An 18,066-nucleotide genomic window follows, 5' to 3' on the forward strand; every position below is an offset into this window, starting at 1 on the left:
AGGGGGTATTTAAGATGAAAAAACAAAGCATGTGGTCGTTACGTTTATCAACAGCATCACTTGTCCTTATTCCGGTGGCAGTAGGTGTAAATTATATCGGAAAATTACTTGCTGGTTTATTAAAACTGCCACTATGGCTGGACTCCATTGGAACCGTACTTGCAGCAATGCTGGGCGGCCCCATTGTTGGGGCTCTTGCTGGTGCGATTAACAATATTATTTACGGGTTAACTGCAGATCCAATCTCATTCGTTTATGCCATTACTAGTGTAGCAATCGGTTTAGTCACCGGCATTCTTTTTTACAGAGGCTATATATCTAGTTGGGGGAAAGCACTGGGCGCGGGGATTATCATCGGACTTGTGGCTACTGTCGTTTCGACACCGCTTAATATCGGTTTCTGGGGAGGGCAAACAGGGAATGTGTGGGGAGATGCCTTATTTGCCGCGGTGCTAGCCAATACGGACTCAACATGGCTTGCCTCGCTGCTTGATGAAGTAGTGGTGGATGTCCCGGATAAACTATTAGTCGTCTTAATTAGCTATGGTATTTTCATGGGACTGCCAAAAAACATTGTCCAATTATATAACCAGAATGATAAGGTAGAAACCCTTGATTAAACCTCTTTTTGAAATAGAAAGACGGTGAAGCATTTTGAAATCAATCAGTTTATATGTCAATAGAAATTCTTTCGTACATGATGTCGACCCAATCACCAAACTAATTTATATTGCTTTTGCTATCTTGGTACCCATTATTGTGCCATCTTTTACGATCTCGTTCATATGTGTGGGGATTAGTTTGGTACTCCTTGCGTTTGCTAAAGTATTGCGAAAAACCGTCCCGGTGTTTAGTTTTGTTTTTCTGGTCCTAATAACGGTTGTGATTATACAGGGATTGTTTAAGCCGGAAAATGAAACAGTTTTATTTCAGTTAGGTCCCATCACCATGTATCAAGAGGGATTGTTATTTGCCCTGACGATTACACTTCGAGTTCTCACTATTGTAAGTGCCTTTATGATTTTGGTCCTGACCACTAAGCCGTCGGAACTGGTAGAATCGCTAGTCCGCAAAGGAATGTCTCCAAGCATTGGTTATATGATTGTATCCGTGTTTCAAATTATTCCAGAGATGATGGCTGCGGTCAGTACCATCACGGATGCCCAAAGAGCACGGGGAATGGAGACGGAGGGCAGTTTCTTTGTCCGATTCAAGGCCTTCTTGCCATTAATGGGTCCGGTTGTGTTAGGGGCGTTGATTAATACCAAAGAGCGGGCGATGGCACTTGAGGTTAGAGGTTTCAACTCTCAGGTTCAGAAAACGTATCTGTACGAAGAAAAAACATACGCTTATAGCAGGCTCATCCGAGCTTTGCTTCTGCTAGCGATCGCTGGTGCTCTTGTGTGGAGGATCTTATCATGAACAAAATTGTCGTAGAAGGCCTAAAGTATAAATACCCACTATCTGAAACACTGGCATTGGATAACATTTCTTTTTCAGTAAAGGAAGGCGAGTTTATTGGAATCATTGGCCGGAACTCAGCCGGTAAATCCACGCTTTGCCAAGCAATTGTAGGCCTGGTCCCACATTTTTATAAAGGTGCATATGGGGGCAAGGTATTAGTTGATGGTCTTGAGGTGAAGACCCATTCTATCGCTGACATTTCTCTCAAGGCAGGAATGGTGTTTCAAAATCCATTTACCCAAGTAACAGGCTCAAAAATGACTGTCTATGAGGAAATTGCCTTTGGTCTGGAGAATATTGGTGTACCGCGTACAGAAATGATTAATCGGATTGATGAGGTGCTGCACCTTTTTAAAATCGAACATGTAAAGGACCATAACCCGTTTGATTTGTCTGGTGGGCAAATGCAGCGGATGGCCATTGCAAGCATCATCGCAATGAAACCTGAGATTATTCTGCTTGATGAACCAACCTCACAGCTTGATCCGGGAGGTTCTGAAGAGGTCTTCCAGGCGGTACAAAGCTTAAAGAATCAGGGGATTACTATCCTCATGGCGGAGCATAAAATGGAAAAAGTGGCTCAATATTGTGACAAGGTTCTGCTTCTCGAAAGCGGTAAAGTAGTCGATTATGACACTCCTGAGGTAGTTTTTTCACGAAATGACCTGGATGTCTTTGGTGTAACAGCTCCTGTTTATACAAAAGTTTGTCAAGCGTTAGGCGTTAAAAAGAAGGGGGCCGATACGTACCCTGTTACATTAAAGGAAGCAGAAGCGGCCCTAAAGGAGATGAGGAGATGATTAAAGTGAAGAATCTCTCATTTTCTTATAAACAAAATCCCCAAGTTCTCTCAGACATACAACTAGAGTTTGATCAACGTTCGACTGCTATTATTGGTCAGAATGGCGCTGGGAAAACAACCTTCGTCAAGTTGTTGAAGGGTCTATTGAAACCTAATGCCGGGCAGATTGTTGTGAAAGGCCAGGTTATAAAGGAGCAAACGGCAGCTGAACTGTCTCGGACAATTGGACTTGTTTTTCAAAACCCAAATGATCAAATTTTTAAACGGTCGGTACTTGAAGAAGTCATGTTCGGTCCACTTAATATTAAAATGGAGAAGTCAGAGGCAAAGGAAAAAGCGATTGAGGCACTGCGCCTAGTCGGTCTCGAACATCAATTGGACATCAATCCCCATGATTTAAGTTTATCGGAAAAGAAATTACTATGTATTGCTTCTGTTATAGCAATGGATACCGATATTATCATATTTGATGAGCCTACCATCGCCCAGGACAGCAATGGTAAGGAAAAGATCAGGAGAATCATCCGTACGCTTAAGGAAAAGGGCAAACTGGTTATGACGATTATTCATGATATGGATTTTGTTGCCGAAAACTTTGAACGAACAATTGTTTTTAATCAGGGGCGGGTCTTGGCAGATGGACCAACACGTGAGGTCTTTTCACAAAAACAAGAATTGTTACGAGCGAAAGTCGAGCCGCCCTATATCACCCAATTGGCTGACAAGCTTGGAATCCCCGGTACAATTCTGACGATTGATGAATTTATTGCCAAGTATCATTCAGTCAAATAAACAATAATTTTATTATCCTACTTGAGGATTGGGCTCTTGCCAATCCCCAAGCAGGATTTTTTTATGAAAAAAAAGTTAATGGCAATAGTGGAAATGAAAGCGAATACATAATATTTGCATTTAAAAAATATTTCAGAAAAGTAGTAAAAATAGTTGCATTATAGAAACTATTTAACTATAATAACTCTTAAATTCCTAATTCAGATAATAAAATAAAGTCTGAATAATGTAATCCGCCCGATATATTTAATTTCACTACTGTGATGAGGAATAAGTGGGGAAAATCAGACCGAAATGAGGAAGTGACTTGAAGTACGAATTGGATGAACTGGACAGAGGAATCATTCAGTATCTATCAAAGGATGGGAGAGTCTCTTTTACTGAAATTGCTTCCAATTTAAATGTTTCTGAGAAAACCATACGGCTGCGTTATAAAAACCTTTTGGACAATGGAATTATTGAAGTTGTCGGTGTCGTGAATCCAGCAGCAATAGGGATTAAATCCGGTGCAATCATTCAAATTAAGACCGCTCCTCAACAGATTATGCAAGTAATTGAGAGATTGAGAGAGTTCAAGGAAATCCGTTATATTACCATGACTTCGGGTCCATACTCCTTACTTGCCCAAATTGCCGTTCCGAGCCAGGAGGATATTACCGACTTATTATACAAGCTGAATGAAATTCCTTTTATTACAGAAATGAATACAATCATACAGATGGACGTATTCAAGAATACATTTGATTATTTCTAAAGGGGTGTTTTAGAAATGTTAGAGATTTTAAAAACATTAACAAGTTTATCGGGGCCATGCGGCTACGAACATTCGGTTTCCTATTTCCTTAAAGAATATTTACAGGAAAAAGTCGACCAAGTCACGATTGATCCGATAGGCAACGTGATAGCCAGGAAAAAAGGGGATAAGCCGGGACCAACCGTGTTATTGACTGCCCATATGGACGAGGTTGGGTTTATTGTCAAAAAGATTGAACCAAACGGCTTACTGCGGTTTGAAAAACTTGGCGGAAATGATGACAGAATTCTCTTGGCCCAGCCTGTTACCGTAATGGGCACAGACGGTGAGATTCCTGGTGTCATTGGGACCATTTCTGCCCATTATGCGAAATTTGACGAATCATCGAAGGTAAGAAAGCATAGCCAAATGTATATTGATATCGGTGCCGCCTCTAAGGAAGAAGTACTGGGAATGGGTGTTGACATTGGAACTCCCGTAACATGGGGAACACAATTTCAGGTAATTGGGCCAAAAGCAGCACCAAGATACCGTTCCAAGTCACTCGATGACCGAGCCGGGTGCGCCGTGCTTTTGCAGACGCTAAACGAATTGCAAAACGAATCATTTGCTGGAGAATTGATTTTCCTTTTTGCCGTGCAAGAGGAGGTTGGCTTACGAGGAGCTAAAACAGCTTCAGAGCATTTGGATGCGGATGCAGCCATTGCCGTGGATACAACCGCTGTTAGTGATACGTTGGAAGAAACAATGGACCAAAGCTTGGCATTAGGTGCAGGTACTGGCATCAAAGTCATGGACTTTAGTTTGATTGTACATAAAACCATGAAAGATCTGCTCATTAACTTGGCTAAGGAGAAGAAGATCTCCTATCAGCTTGAAGTGTTTACCGGTATAGGAACCGACGGGGGCGCGGTCAATTATGCCAATAAAGGAATTCCAACAGGAGTGTTGTCGATTCCATCCCGTTATGCCCACTCTCCAGTCGAGGTTGTCGATGCTGGTGACTTAGAAGCAACTAAGGAGTTAGTTAAAGCCTTTATTTTAAATCTTTACGAGGGTCAGACATTTCCTTTTTAAAAGAATGATAGTATTTTAATGAAAAACTTTTAAAATGAATTTTCTTAATATTTAAATTTAAACAGCGGAGGTTTAAAAAAATGAAAATATTTATTTCAGCCGATATGGAAGGCATTTCCGGCGTAGCAACCAATCAACAGCTAAAAACGAATTCCGAGTATCAGCGATTTCGCAAATTAATGACGGCTGATGTAAATGCAGCCATTGAGGGAGCCTTTAATGGTGGGGCAACCGAAGTGGTCGTTGCAGACGGCCATGGAAACATGTCCAATATTTTAATTGAGGATCTAGACCCCCGTGCCCGCCTAGTATCCGGCAGCAACCGTGTGATGTGTCAGCTTGAAGGATTAGATGATACATTCGACGGCATCATGTTCGTCGGCCATCATGGACGTGAAGGAGGCTCAGATGTAACGGTTATTAGCCACACATTAGCCGGCATTTGCATCAATGAAATGAAAATTAATGGAAAAGTTGTCGGTGAAACAGAAATGAACACGCTTGTTGCTGGAGCATTCGGAGTGCCATCCATCTTCATCAGCGGCGATGATGCATATGTCCGGGAAGTAAAAGAAACATTGCCGGATGTAGAAGCTGCAGTTACCAAAAGAGCGGTAGACCGATTTGCTGCAGAATTGCTACATCCTGAAGTGGCCCGTGCGGAAATTCGCTCAAAAGCTGAAGCGGCTGTAAAGAAAATCAAGACTTTTAAGCCTATGACATTCGAAGGTCCGGTTACGTTTGATATTGAATTGAAAGGACCACAGCAGGCAAAAATGACAACCACGCTTCCAACTGTGGAACTGACTGGGCCGAAAAACATCCGTTTCACCTGTGGGGATATTGTAACAGCCTACAAGCATATGTGGGGCTGCGCGATTATTGCCATGACAGCCACTAATGGTGTGTTGGGATCAGTAAATGCATAGTTTCAATCAAAAATAGGAGGTGAATGGAGTGTATATCATCAAAAGAATACTCATGATGCTGTTAACGATTTGGGTGATTATCACGTTAACCTTTGTCATTATGAAAAGTATTCCGGGGGATCCATTTGCTTCTGACGCAAATGTATTGCCGGACGAGGTGCTCGCAAATATGAGAGCGAAGTACCACTTGGATGAGCCTCTCCCAGTTCAATATGTGTTATATATGAAAGACCTTGCCCAGCTTGATTTTGGACCGTCGATTAAATCAGAAACAAGATCGGTGAATGATATCATTTCTGATGGGATTCCAGTCTCCTCAACACTTGGAATTCAAGCGCTAATCATTGCCCTTGTATTTGGGTTGATGTTAGGAATTATCGCGGCACTTTATCATAACCGAGCAATTGACTTTATAGCGATGATGATTGCCATTTTAGGAATTTCCGTTCCAAGCTTTATTTTGGCACCGCTATTGATTAAGTACTTTGCGGTCGAGTGGCATATGCTCCCGGTAGCATCCTGGGGAACGTGGGATCACACCATCCTGCCGTCTGTCGCCCTCGCTTTATCGCCATTAGCAGTTATTGCAAGGTTTATGCGGTCAAGCATGATTGATGTCATGAACCAGAACTATATTAAAACGGCGGATGCTAAGGGTTTATCCACCTTTAAGATTGTCCTGAAACACGGAATCCGCAATGCCATCCTTCCGGTTATTACCTTTATTGGCCCGTTGGCCGTTACCTTAATTACCGGTACGTTTGTTATTGAAAAAATCTTTGCCATACCTGGTTTAGGTAAATATTTTGTTGACGGCATTTTCAACCGTGATTATCCGGTCATTATGGGAACGACGATTTTTTACAGTACGGTTCTAGTCGTTATTCTCTTCCTGATCGATATCTCGTACCGGTTGATTGACCCAAGAATTAAATTATCAAGTGGGGGGAACTGAGGATGCAGACAAATTCAATGGAAAATAATCTGTTTAGACCGGTTTCTCCTGATCAAAAGGCAACAGAAACCATTCATCGTCCTTCTTTAAGTGCATGGAAGGAAACGGTTTTAAACATCTTGAAAAATAAGCTGGCTGTTTTGGGAGTCTCACTGCTATTAATCGTTGTCTTCTTAGCCATCTTTGGTCCATTAATGGTCAAGTTCAGTCCTACTGAGCAAGACCTGTTGAATGCGAACATGGCACCTGACGGAAAACATTGGTTTGGGACAGATGATCTGGGACGTGATGTTTGGTCGAGAACCTGGTACGGAGCCCGTGTATCACTTGCCATTGGCATTATCGCCGCACTGATTGACCTGGTAATTGGGGTCACGGTCGGCGGGATTGCTGGTTACATGGCTGGCAGAAGCAAGCTTGGTGACAGAGTGGACACCATCATTATGAGGATTGTCGAAATTCTTTATGGCATTCCGTATTTATTAGTAGTTATTTTGTTAATGGTGATTATGGATCCTGGGATTACGACGATTGTCATTGCCCTTTCCGTAACAGGATGGGTGGGAATGGCCCGTCTGACTAGGGGGCAAATCCTCCAGCTGAAGTCTCAAGATTATGTCTTGGCAGCTGAAAAGTTAGGTACATCCCATGCTAAAATCATTCTTCGTCACCTTATTCCCAATACATTGGGGATTATTATAGTTAATTTAACATTTACCATCCCGCAAGCGATTTTTTCCGAGTCTTTCCTAAGCTTCCTTGGACTTGGCGTACAAGCTCCTTTCGCCAGTTGGGGAACAATGGCTAACGATTCGTTAGGGGTTATTTTAAGCGGCCAGTGGTGGCGCCTGTTCTTCCCGGCCTTTATGATTTCACTGACTATGTTTGCATTTAATGCTTTTGGGGATGGATTACAAGACGCATTAGATCCGCGTAATCGCAAATAAGGGAGGTGACTTGATGTCTCATTTACTAGATGTAAAAAACCTAGAAGTTAATTTTAAAACCTATGGCGGCGAGGTAAAAGCCGTTCGAAATGTATCATTTCATGTAGATAAGGGAGAAATTGTCGCAATCGTAGGGGAGAGCGGCAGCGGAAAAAGTGTAACCGTCCAATCAATCATGGGCCTGATTCCAACTCCTCCCGGGAAAATAAAAAATGGACAAGTTCTGTTTGACAATAAGGACCTTCTCAAACTATCAAAACGAGAGATGCAAAAAGTAAAAGGTTCAAAGATTAGTATGGTCTTCCAAGACCCGATGACATCACTGAACCCAACTATGAAAGTCGGCAAACAAATTGAAGAGGGCCTGAAAGTCCACCAGCATCTGAGCAAAGCTGATGCGAAGAAGCGGGCCATTGAGATGATTAAATTAGTCGGCATCCCAAATCCCGAAGAACGCTACAATCAATATCCACATGAATTTAGCGGCGGGATGCGGCAACGGGTCATGATTGCAATTGCCCTTGCTTGTAATCCGGAATTGCTAATTGCCGATGAACCGACAACCGCTTTGGATGTTACCATTCAAGCGCAAGTCCTCGATTTAATGAAAGATTTACGGGATAAGATGAACACCGCGATTATCCTCATTACCCATGATTTGGGTGTCGTTGCAGAAACCGCTGAACGGGTAATCGTAATGTACGCAGGCATGACAGTGGAAACCGGTACGGTTGAGGAAGTATTTGCTAATCCAAAACATCCATATACATGGGGATTGATGGCATCAAGGCCAAATCCTCAGGCAGATGGGAAAGAGCGGCTTGTTCCGATTGAAGGGTCACCACCGGATTTATTTTCACCGCCGAAGGGGTGCCCGTTTGCACCAAGATGTCCTTATGCGATGGAAATTTGTCTGGGCGAAATGCCTCCGGAATTTGAAGTTGTAAGCGGCCATACAGCCAAATGCTGGCTAAATGACCCTCGTGCAAAAATGGCTCAAGAGGAAATTGCAGCAGGGAGGGTTCAAAAATGAGTGAAGTATTGCTCCAAGTAGATGGATTAAAAAAGTATTTTTCAATAAGCAAGGATCAATCGGTTAAATCCGTTGATGATATATCGCTATATATCAAAAAAGGCGAAACATTCGGTCTTGTAGGCGAGAGCGGCAGCGGAAAATCTACCCTTGGTAAAACAGTAGTCGGCCTGCAAGCACCGACTGAAGGAAAGATTATTTACAATGGCGTTGATGTCGCCACTCTAAACAGAAAAGAAAAAAGTATTGTCAACAGAGAAATGCAAATTATTTTCCAAGATCCGTATGCCTCCTTAAACCCGAGAATGCGTGTTGGTGACATCATTGCGGAGGGTATTGATGCCCATGGCTTAGCCAAAGGGAAAGAGCGCCAAGAACGGATCTATGACCTGCTCGACCGAGTAGGCTTGGTGCCAGAGCACGCCAAACGCTACTCCCATGAGTTCAGTGGAGGGCAGCGGCAACGGATTGGCATAGCCCGAGCCTTGGCAGTGAAGCCACAATTTATTGTGGCTGATGAGCCAATTGCAGCACTTGACGTGTCCATCCAAGCACAGGTAGTCAACCTTTTGGAAGACCTTAAGGAAACAGAAGGATTAACCTATTTATTTATTGCCCATGACCTCAGTATGGTTAAGCATATCAGTGACCGAATCGGGGTTATGTATTTAGGGAAGATGATGGAGCTGGCTAGTAGTGATGACCTATTTGCAGAGCCGCTTCATCCGTACACACAGGCATTACTATCGGCGATTCCGGTTGCGGACCCAAGGGCAAAACGGAGAGAACGAATTGTCCTTGCGGGTGACCCGCCAAGTCCGGTTAACCCACCAAGCGGATGCCGATTCCGTACAAGATGTCCGCATGCTATGTCTATATGTTCGGAGGCCGCTCCAGTTTGGAAAGAGGTTCAGGCCAACCATTGGACTGCATGCCATCTATATAATTAAACGATTTAAAGGGAGGAACACACATGAAAAAGTGGCTAACAGCAATTGCAGCTTCGCTTGTGATCAGCACTTCGTTAGCAGGCTGTGGGAGCGATAATGCAGACAAAGCTTCTGGCACGAAAGACAGTGCAAAAAATGTGAAGCAAGAACTTACATTAAACGCTATCTCTGAGCCGCCGGCAATTGACCCGGCAATGGCAACTGATACAACGTCTGGCTGGGTGTTGGATCACATCTTTGAAGGTTTGTACAAAAAAGATGAAAAAGGAAATGCGGTCCTTGGAACAGCGAAGGATGTAAAAGTTTCGGATGATGGTAAAACCTATACTTTCACACTTCGTGATGATGCAAAATGGTCAGATGGTACACCTGTTACCGCACAGGATTTCGAATATGCTTGGAAGCGTGTTTTGAATCCTGAAACAGGAAGCCAATTTGCTTTCTATCTTTATTACCTAAAGGGTGCTGAAGATTATAACAAAGGAAAAGGCACCGTCGACAATGTCGGGGTTACAGCAAAAGATGATAAAACACTTGTTGTTGAGTTAGCTGCACCACTTGGTTACTTTAAAGAACTTTTAACCATGTGGACATTCTACCCTGTTAAAAAAGAGCTTGTTGAAAGCAATAAGAGCTGGGCAGCAGAAGCTGATGGCTATGTTTCAAACGGACCTTTCAAAATGGCTGAGTGGAAGCATGATAGTAACGTTGTTGTAGCCAAGAACGAAAACTACTATGACAATAAAAAGGTTAACCTGACGAAAGTTACTTGGAAAATGGTACCTGATGCCACAACCTACTATCAAATGTATAAAACGGGCGAGCTTGATGCCATTCAAACATTGCCAACAGATGTAATCGACCAAGAGAAAAACAGCAAAGAATATAAGAATGTTCCTTATTTCGGAACTTATATGTACATGTTTAACGTGAAAAAGGCACCGTTCACAAACGAGAAAATCCGTCGTGCATTTAACCTTGCACTTGACCGAGAAACGTTAACGAAGAATGTCACAAAAGCTGGAGAAATCCCTGCATATTCATTCGTGCCTAGCGGCGTTAAAACACCTGATGGCGACTTCCGCAAAGATGGCGGCGACTACTTCAAAGAGAATGCTGCTGAAGCGAAAAAATTGCTAAAAGAAGGTATGGAAGAAGAAGGCTGGACCACTCTTCCAGAAGTAACCTTACTGTATAACACTGCTGAGAACCACAAGAAAATTGCAGAAGCTGTACAAGAGATGTACAAAAAGAACCTTGGTGTCAACATTAAACTAGAGAACCAAGAGTGGAAAACATACTTAGATACGACTGCAACAGGAAACTACCAAATGGCTCGTATGGGCTGGATTGGTGTATTGCTTGACCCTGCAGTTATCCTTGACTACTACCTTGGTGACAGCCCGAACAATCGTACAGGTTGGGTAAGTGAACAGTATGACAGCTTAATGGCTCAAGGAAAAACAGCTCAGGATCCTAAAGAACACTTCAAATTAATGCATGATGCGGAAAAAGTGTTAATGGATGAACTTCCATTTGTTCCGGTTTACCATTACACGAATACTTACTTAACATCATCTAAATTTGAAGGCATAAACTACCCTTACAACCGTTATCCGGATGTAAGATATGCGAAAAAGGTCTCTGAGTAAAAAGGGAGCCCTATTGAAAAAAGCATCATCTATCAAGGTTTTCATAAACTGATAGAAATAACCAACATTTCAAAGCAGACAGGATGAATCAAAATCCTGTCTGCTTATCCATTTTTGTCAAAAGACTATAGATGATGTACATCAGGAAGGATGGAAAAGATGAAAAAGGTAATAACTTTTCTTTTGTTCATATTCATTTGGATAGGAGTTAAAGCAGTTTCAGGACTATCTTTGGTTGAGTGGATTAACCAATCCTTCTTGGTAGGGATCATTAGTCTGTTAGTCTGGGCAATGATGGTTATTTTCCGATCCGGTTTTTTATCTCTATTTTTCAAAGGTTTCCGTATTATTGGTTCTACGATTGCACCGAAACCAAGAGCGATGGAACAAACGGATAGGTTAATAGAAGCGGATCAAAACTATCAGTCCTTTAAGAAAACAGTTATCGCCAATCTTGCTATATTAATGTTTTTAGCAGGTTTTAGTTCCATTACTGTATCGGTTTTCGGTCTCATTTTATACTAAGCATTATTTGACAACATGTTGATACTAAAGGGAGAGAGAATAATGACATCAGTTGACATGATTGAAATAACGGATGAAGTAAAAGAAGATGTTATCCGTTGGAGAAGATATTTACATCAAAATCCGGAGTTGTCCTTCCAAGAGGAACAAACAGCTCAGTTTGTGTATGACACCCTAAAATCGTTTGGCAATCTAGAGCTTTCCCGTCCGACTAAGACAAGTGTAATGGCCCGCTTAATAGGGGATCAGCCTGGTAAGGTTTTAGCGATTCGCGCTGATATGGACGCTCTTCCGATTGAAGAGGAAAATACCTTTGAATTTGTATCCAAAAATCCTGGTGTGATGCATGCTTGCGGACATGACGGCCATACGGCGATGCTGCTGGGCACTGCCAAAATCCTTACCCAAATGAAAGACCGAATTAAGGGAGAGGTCCGCTTCTTTTTCCAGCATGGTGAAGAGTTATTCCCAGGCGGTGGATCTGAAATGGTAGCAGCCGGTGTGATGGAGGGCGTGGATTTCGTCATTGGTGCTCATTTATGGTCGCCGCTGGCAAAAGGCAAGGTAGGCATTAAGTATGGAGCGATGATGGCTTCTCCAGATACCTTCTACATAACTGTGAAAGGAAAAGGCGGACACGCTGCATTGCCGCATCAAACAGTTGATTCGATAGCCGTTGCCGCACAGGTGGTAACCAACCTGCAATATATCGTTTCCCGCAACACCGACCCACTTGAGCCGCTCGTTATTACTGTTGGAAAATTTGTGGGGGGAACTACCCACAATGTCATCCCAGGGTCAGTCGAAATTCAGGGTACTGTACGCAGTTTTGATAAAAAGCTCCGGGAATCAGTTCCAGCTTTAATGGAGCGAGTCATTAAAGGCATCACGGAGGCACATGGGGCAACGTATGATTTCCGATTTGACTTCGGGTATGCCCCAGTTATCAATCATGAAGAGGTTACCCGTGTCCTGGAAGAAACGGTCCTTGAAGCATTTGGCGAGGATACCTTGGAATTAATCCCTGCCAATATGGGCGGCGAAGATTTTTCTGCCTTCCAGCAGGCGGCTCCAGGGGCATTCTTTTATGTGGGGGCAGGCAATGCAGAAAAAGGCATCACCTATCCGCACCACCACGCCCGCTTTACAATTGATGAGGATGCTTTGAAAATAGGCGTCAAAATGTTCGTGAATTCCACATTGAAATTTTTAAAATAAATTCGGGGATTATTCTCGTTAAGTAACAAAAAGAACAGCCATAGCTTCGGCTGTCCTTTTTGTTGTTTTCTAAAGTGTAAATAAAATTTTAAAAATTTAATGAGTTAAATTCATTGTAGATTTCTCTATTGTTGCTATATAATGGGGATAAGATGTTCACAAAATTGTCAAATTTAATTTTATTATTATTGTAAATATGATACCAATATGGGGGGGAGAAGAAAGTGATTAGAGCTGCTGTTGCGGGTTTTGTCGGGTTTATCCTGGTTTTTATTGAATCGATGATTGTTATGAAGCTAAAGGGGTATGTAACCATCGAATTTGGCGGTCTCGCTCCCTTCATCAACGTGTGGGCAATGAATTTCTTCTTTGTCTTTACTATTCTGACACAAATTACAAACTGGTACTCCAACAGACATGAGCTGGAGGAAGACAGCAGATTTGAATAGACAATGAGATAAGCATCCGGATCTTAATCAAGATCGGGGCTTTTTTTTATGAAGGGAAAGTTTCTAAGAGCTAGTTCTGGTATAATGGAATAAATTTTAATTAAAGGATGATCATTGTGCTAAAGAAGGAAAGGATCGGATTGGTGTTGGACGTTGAGACGACCGGTCTAGGCCCAACAACGGACGAAGTGATTGAGTTGGCATTGAAATTGTTTTCTTATCGGTCTGATACCGGTGAAATTATCGAAGTGCTTGAAGAAGAATCATTTTTAAGAGAACCATTGAAAAGTACGGCAAGACGAAACTATGAAAGAGCATACCGTGTCCACGGGATCCCGTTTGAAGCTGTGCAGGGAAAAAGTTTTGTGGATGACAAAATACAGACGTATTTTCATAGGACTGACTCAGTTTTTGCCCATAATGCTTCCTTTGACCGCAGTTTTCTATTTCAAATGTATCCAGAAGTCAATGAATTACATTGGTACTGCACGATGAGAAATGTGCCTTGGAAGCAATATGGTTTTCCTAATGGAAAGCTGCTTACACTGCTTCAAGCCCATCAAATCACAAACTATCAAACCCACAGGGCGATGGATGATATTACATATTTAATGGAATTGCTTAAAAAAACAAGTCCGAACGGAAATCTCTATCTGCACGAAGTGTTGGAATACGGTCCAATGAGAAAATATCAGTCTTCAGCGTCAAAAACGAAACTGGGCTGAATATATGAAAACAGCTCTGACGCCAATGCGAACAGAGCTGTTTTTTCGTTCTATTGCTTACCTTCTGTGAAGATTTGGAAGGTTACCCCAAACTTGTCCGTCACTGTCCCATAGGCGGGGCTGAAAAAGGTTTCTTGCAGAGGCATTTGGATTTGGCCGCCATCTGCTAAGGCATTGAAAAATTGTTTGGATTTTTCCGCATCGTCAGTTGTAAGGCAGATGGTCACTTGACTTCCCCTTTGGGCAGGCTGACCAGGAAATGTATCAGAGAACATCATTTCAGATTTGCCGATTTGGATTGTAGCGTGACTCACCCTGTCCTTTGCACTTTCTGGCAGTGGAAAGTCAGGATTTTCCGGCATCTCACCGAAAGATTGACTAAAGAGAATCTTACCGTCCAATGCTTTTTGGTAAAAATCAAGTGCTTCCTTAGCGGTTCCGTCCATTACCAAATAGGGAATAAGTTTTACATTCATTAACACCAGCTCCTGTTCAATGGGTATTTAAATTAATGGCTCTGTTAAATGATAATGTTGATTTCTTTAACCCTGTTGATTAGCGCCGAGGAGGCTCCCCGTCCCCGGCATGCCCGCGGCAACGCTTAAGCGACTGGAGTGGAAATCAACAGCCAAATTAATAGAAATAAGGTAAAAATATAGGACTAGTATTTTATGTGATTACCTATTATTTCCATTAAGTTTATTATAAGACATAGAACTGGCGTTCGCAACATAATTATCCTTGTAATTGGGATAAATATCGCTCGGTAACGATTTTTCGATGGTGGGTTTCATGTCCGGCAATGATATAAGCAACGGCACGAGCTGTAACCTCCATGTCATTAGCAATACCAATGTTCGCCCACGCCGATTCTGGCATATTTTGTACTAATGTAATGGTGGCGTTCCTTACGGCTGTAAAGTCATTGAGAATTTGCTCAAGGGACAGCTGTGCTGCTTGCGATCCTGAAACAAATTCAGTTTCGTCAAATCCAGCCAAAGGTGTCTGGTCGCCGCGGCCGATGCGGAGAAGACGATAGCTCATAATCCTTTCCGTATCAGTAATGTGGCTAAGCACCTCTTTAATGCTCCATTTATCTGGCGCATAACGGGAATTTGCGTCATCATCGGATATCCTTCCAAAGAGTGCGGTTACTTGTTTTAGATTTTCCTTTAATATTTCCAGCAGGTCACCTTCCGGGACTAACTGCACATATGGAACATAATACTGTGGATACTCATTTTCATTAGGACGATTTACCATTATCAACTCTCGCCTCCCGTTTTGATTCTTACACTTCTCATTCTAATTTTATTTATAAGAAATTTCCATTAAAAAAGAGGCTGGCTCATGAGGAGCCGCCTCTTCCCTAAAACTGTTTTTATACGAGTTTATCAAAATGTACACGTCTATTAATTGCATACATAATCGGCATGCCAACTGCCATTACTACTAATTCCCCGACGGCCGTTGTTAACCAAGTAAATAAGTAGGGCAAATCAAAGGCCAGGTGGAGTTCGAGAGCAATCAAGAACATTGTAAAGGTAAAGACAATGGTATTTACCAGCATTCGGGCCCAGATGCCTTTAATAAAACGAGCACACAGAATCGTAATTAGTAAGGCAATGAGGGACTGACCAACCCCAAAGATAAGGTCATAGGCCTTCATTGGCGAAAAGAATAAATTGGTTAGAAAAACACCAAGGATAATTCCATATAGATATTTTTTATTGAAAACGATCAGATGGTTAAACATCTCCGATACACGGAACTGAACCTGGGTGAATCCAAACGGCTGTATCAGGGCCGATACAGCAATATACAATGCTGCGATAATCCCGTTCACCACAATCTCTTGTACTTTGTTGTGCGCTTTACCGGATGCATATGGTGCACCCAATGTGTTATTTTTCTCCATATTCACTTCTCCTTAGTTTTTTATAGTGGGAGGTTCTCGAACCACTGTATTTAAGAAACCTGCAATCTAATATATTAATATAAATGAAGTCTTTGGTCAATGACATTATTTTATAATTAATTTGCAAATAGTAAAAGTAGAATTTGCAGTAAATGGGCAAAATAGCCAAGTGGGAATCTAATCATCATATTTTTCAAAAGGAAATAAAAAACTTTAGGCACATTTATTGTCATATAGGATAGAATATGGTTATCTAAAATGTGATGAAGAAAGAAAAGAGGGAGTACATATGTCAAAACAACAAATAGGCGTGATTGGTTTGGCCGTAATGGGTAAGAACCTTGCCCTAAATATTGAAAGCCGTGGTTATTCCGTGGCAGTATTTAACCGCTCATATGATAAGACAGAAGATTTTATGAATAACGAGGCAAAAGGCAAGAACTTTGCTGCTGCCAAAACCATTGAGGAATTTGCAAATTCCTTAGAAAAACCACGAAAAATTTTAATCATGGTTAAAGCTGGTGCAGCAACTGATGCTACTATAGAACAGCTAAAGCCTTTCCTTGAAGAAGGGGATATCCTAATTGATGGTGGAAATACGTTCTTCCAGGATACGATGCGCCGTAACAAAGAGTTGGCGAATGCGGGCTTCCATTTCATCGGAACGGGGGTATCAGGAGGAGAAGAAGGCGCATTGAAAGGCCCTTCCATCATGCCTGGGGGACAAAAGGAAGCGTATGACCTTGTACAGCCAATCTTAGAAGCGATTTCTGCTAAAGTAAACGGTGACCCATGCTGTACCTATATTGGACCAAATGGTGCCGGACATTACGTTAAAATGGTTCACAATGGCATCGAATATGGTGATATGCAATTAATTTGTGAAGCCTATTTTATCCTCAAAAATGTTCTTGGACTTAATGCGGAAGAGTTACATAGCGTTTTTGCCGAGTGGAATAAGGGTGAACTTGACAGCTATTTAATTGAAATTACTGCTGATATCTTTACCAAAATTGATGAGGAAACCGGAAAACCATTAGTTGACCTGATCCTGGATACAGCTGGCCAAAAAGGCACTGGTAAATGGACAAGCCAGAATTCATTGGATTTAGGTGTGCCGCTTCCGTTAATTACGGAGTCGGTATATGCCCGATTTATTTCAGCCATGAAAGAAGAGCGTGTGCGTGCCAGCAAGTTATTAAAAGGTCCGGAAGCTGCGGCGTTTGACGGAGACAAAAAGGAATTAATCGAAGCCGTTCGCAAGGCTCTGTATATGAGTAAAATTTGTTCTTATGCCCAAGGGTTTGCACAAATGCGTGCGGCATCTGAAGAGTATGACTGGAATCTTCGCTACGGCGACATTGCGATGATTTTCAGGGGCGGTTGTATTATTCGCGCCCAATTCCTGCAAAAAATTAAAGATGCCTATGACCGTGATCCGGAAATAGCTAATCTTTTATTAGATCCTTACTTCAAAGAAATTGTAGAATCTTATCAGTCAGCATTGCGTAAGGTGGTTGCGGTTTCGGTAGAGCGCGGAATTCCTGTACCTGCCTTTGCAAGTGCGATTTCTTACTATGACAGTTACCGTACTGAGACTTTGCCAGCTAACCTGCTGCAGGCACAGCGTGACTACTTTGGAGCGCACACGTACCAACGGACTGACAAAGAAGGCATCTTCCATACAAATTGGATGGAATAAGGAGGTTTAAGAGTGCACTTTTGGGTGCACTTCTTTTTTTTTGACCAAATAAATTACCTATCCAAAACCCGTTTACTTTCCAAATACACTTATTTACTTTCCCAATATAGCTGGTTACTTTCCAAATGAACAAGTTTACTTTCCAAAATCCTTTGGAGTAGTAATTTTGGTCAT

General features: G+C 42.1%; 20 protein-coding genes and 1 riboswitch. Of the genes, 17 read left to right on the plus strand and 3 right to left on the minus strand.

What is annotated here, in order from left to right; translation table 11 throughout:
• Window positions 1-14: 14 nt before the first annotated feature.
• From BN2425_RS13415 to BN2425_RS13490, 16 genes are all read left to right on the plus strand, one after another.
• Complete coding sequence (locus tag BN2425_RS13415) at window positions 15-620, plus strand: ECF transporter S component (RefSeq protein WP_042460265.1); 606 nt, start codon at window positions 15-17, stop codon at window positions 618-620.
• Between the two features lie 34 nt (window positions 621-654).
• Complete coding sequence (locus tag BN2425_RS13420) at window positions 655-1,422, plus strand: energy-coupling factor transporter transmembrane component T family protein (protein WP_042460268.1); 768 nt, start codon at window positions 655-657, stop codon at window positions 1,420-1,422.
• Window positions 1,419-2,264 (plus strand): energy-coupling factor ABC transporter ATP-binding protein, encoded by an 846-nt coding sequence (locus BN2425_RS13425; protein WP_042460271.1) that lies wholly within the window; start codon window positions 1,419-1,421, stop codon window positions 2,262-2,264. The genes BN2425_RS13420 and BN2425_RS13425 overlap by 4 nt, the downstream gene beginning before the upstream one ends.
• Window positions 2,261-3,058: an energy-coupling factor ABC transporter ATP-binding protein gene (locus BN2425_RS13430; protein ID WP_042460275.1), complete on the plus strand. Its 798-nt coding sequence runs from the start codon at window positions 2,261-2,263 to the stop codon at window positions 3,056-3,058. Before BN2425_RS13425 ends, BN2425_RS13430 begins: the two co-directional genes overlap by 4 nt.
• A 307-nt stretch (window positions 3,059-3,365) precedes the next feature.
• A complete protein-coding gene (locus BN2425_RS13435; protein WP_042460278.1) occupies window positions 3,366-3,812 on the plus strand; it encodes an Lrp/AsnC family transcriptional regulator in 447 nt (148 codons plus the stop codon).
• 15 nt (window positions 3,813-3,827) lie between these two features.
• Entirely contained in the window at window positions 3,828-4,889 is a 1,062-nt protein-coding gene (locus BN2425_RS13440; protein WP_042460281.1) for a M42 family metallopeptidase, read from the plus strand.
• An 80-nt stretch (window positions 4,890-4,969) separates the two neighbouring features.
• Window positions 4,970-5,818, plus strand: coding sequence for a M55 family metallopeptidase (locus BN2425_RS13445; protein WP_042460284.1), 849 nt, complete (start codon window positions 4,970-4,972; stop codon window positions 5,816-5,818).
• 28 nt (window positions 5,819-5,846) lie between these two features.
• Window positions 5,847-6,773, plus strand: a complete 927-nt coding sequence (locus tag BN2425_RS13450) for an ABC transporter permease (RefSeq protein ID WP_042460287.1) — start codon at window positions 5,847-5,849, stop codon at window positions 6,771-6,773.
• Window positions 6,774-6,775: 2 nt separating this feature from the next.
• Window positions 6,776-7,720: an ABC transporter permease gene (locus BN2425_RS13455; RefSeq protein ID WP_042460290.1), complete on the plus strand. Its 945-nt coding sequence runs from the start codon at window positions 6,776-6,778 to the stop codon at window positions 7,718-7,720.
• Window positions 7,721-7,733: 13 nt separating this feature from the next.
• On the plus strand, window positions 7,734-8,753 hold the full coding sequence (locus BN2425_RS13460; RefSeq protein ID WP_042460293.1) for an ABC transporter ATP-binding protein: 1,020 nt from the start codon (window positions 7,734-7,736) through the stop codon (window positions 8,751-8,753).
• Window positions 8,750-9,703, plus strand: a complete 954-nt coding sequence (locus BN2425_RS13465) for an ABC transporter ATP-binding protein (protein ID WP_042460296.1) — start codon at window positions 8,750-8,752, stop codon at window positions 9,701-9,703. The genes BN2425_RS13460 and BN2425_RS13465 overlap by 4 nt, the downstream gene beginning before the upstream one ends.
• Window positions 9,704-9,726: 23 nt before the next feature.
• Window positions 9,727-11,355 carry a peptide ABC transporter substrate-binding protein gene (locus BN2425_RS13470; RefSeq protein ID WP_042460299.1) on the plus strand — a complete coding sequence of 543 codons (1,629 nt, stop codon included), beginning with the start codon at window positions 9,727-9,729 and terminating at the stop codon, window positions 11,353-11,355.
• 159 nt (window positions 11,356-11,514) lie between these two features.
• Window positions 11,515-11,880, plus strand: a complete 366-nt coding sequence (locus BN2425_RS13475; protein ID WP_042460302.1) for a DUF3899 domain-containing protein — start codon at window positions 11,515-11,517, stop codon at window positions 11,878-11,880.
• 42 nt (window positions 11,881-11,922) lie between these two features.
• Complete coding sequence (locus BN2425_RS13480; RefSeq protein ID WP_042460305.1) at window positions 11,923-13,098, plus strand: M20 family metallopeptidase; 1,176 nt, start codon at window positions 11,923-11,925, stop codon at window positions 13,096-13,098.
• Between the two features lie 224 nt (window positions 13,099-13,322).
• The gene (locus tag BN2425_RS13485; RefSeq protein WP_042460309.1) at window positions 13,323-13,547 is read left to right on the plus strand and encodes a hypothetical protein; all 225 of its coding nucleotides are present in this window, start codon (window positions 13,323-13,325) and stop codon (window positions 13,545-13,547) included.
• A gap of 107 nt (window positions 13,548-13,654) precedes the next feature.
• Window positions 13,655-14,272, plus strand: a complete 618-nt coding sequence (locus BN2425_RS13490) for an exonuclease domain-containing protein (RefSeq protein WP_042460312.1) — start codon at window positions 13,655-13,657, stop codon at window positions 14,270-14,272.
• 50 nt (window positions 14,273-14,322) lie between these two features.
• Here the strand turns inward: BN2425_RS13490 and BN2425_RS13495 are convergent, their stop codons facing one another.
• The 3 genes from BN2425_RS13495 to BN2425_RS13505 all read right to left on the minus strand — a co-directional run bounded on the left by BN2425_RS13495 (window position 14,323) and on the right by BN2425_RS13505 (window position 16,190).
• Window positions 14,323-14,748, minus strand: coding sequence for a VOC family protein (locus tag BN2425_RS13495; protein WP_042460315.1), 426 nt, complete (start codon window positions 14,746-14,748; stop codon window positions 14,323-14,325).
• A gap of 259 nt (window positions 14,749-15,007) precedes the next feature.
• Window positions 15,008-15,535, minus strand: coding sequence for a DinB family protein (locus BN2425_RS13500; protein ID WP_042460318.1), 528 nt, complete (start codon window positions 15,533-15,535; stop codon window positions 15,008-15,010).
• A gap of 118 nt (window positions 15,536-15,653) precedes the next feature.
• Window positions 15,654-16,190 (minus strand): QueT transporter family protein, encoded by a 537-nt coding sequence (locus BN2425_RS13505; protein ID WP_042460321.1) that lies wholly within the window; start codon window positions 16,188-16,190, stop codon window positions 15,654-15,656.
• Window positions 16,191-16,196: 6 nt separating this feature from the next.
• Window positions 16,197-16,241: riboswitch (PreQ1 riboswitch) on the minus strand.
• A 238-nt stretch (window positions 16,242-16,479) separates the two neighbouring features.
• Between BN2425_RS13505 and gndA the strand changes: the two genes are divergently transcribed.
• Window positions 16,480-17,892: an NADP-dependent phosphogluconate dehydrogenase gene (gndA, locus tag BN2425_RS13510; RefSeq protein ID WP_042460324.1), complete on the plus strand. Its 1,413-nt coding sequence runs from the start codon at window positions 16,480-16,482 to the stop codon at window positions 17,890-17,892.
• Window positions 17,893-18,066: the final 174 nt, after the last annotated feature.

The organism is Neobacillus dielmonensis, assembly GCF_000612665.1.
In the GTDB taxonomy this organism is placed as follows: Bacteria; Bacillota; Bacilli; order Bacillales; family Cytobacillaceae; genus Neobacillus; species Neobacillus dielmonensis.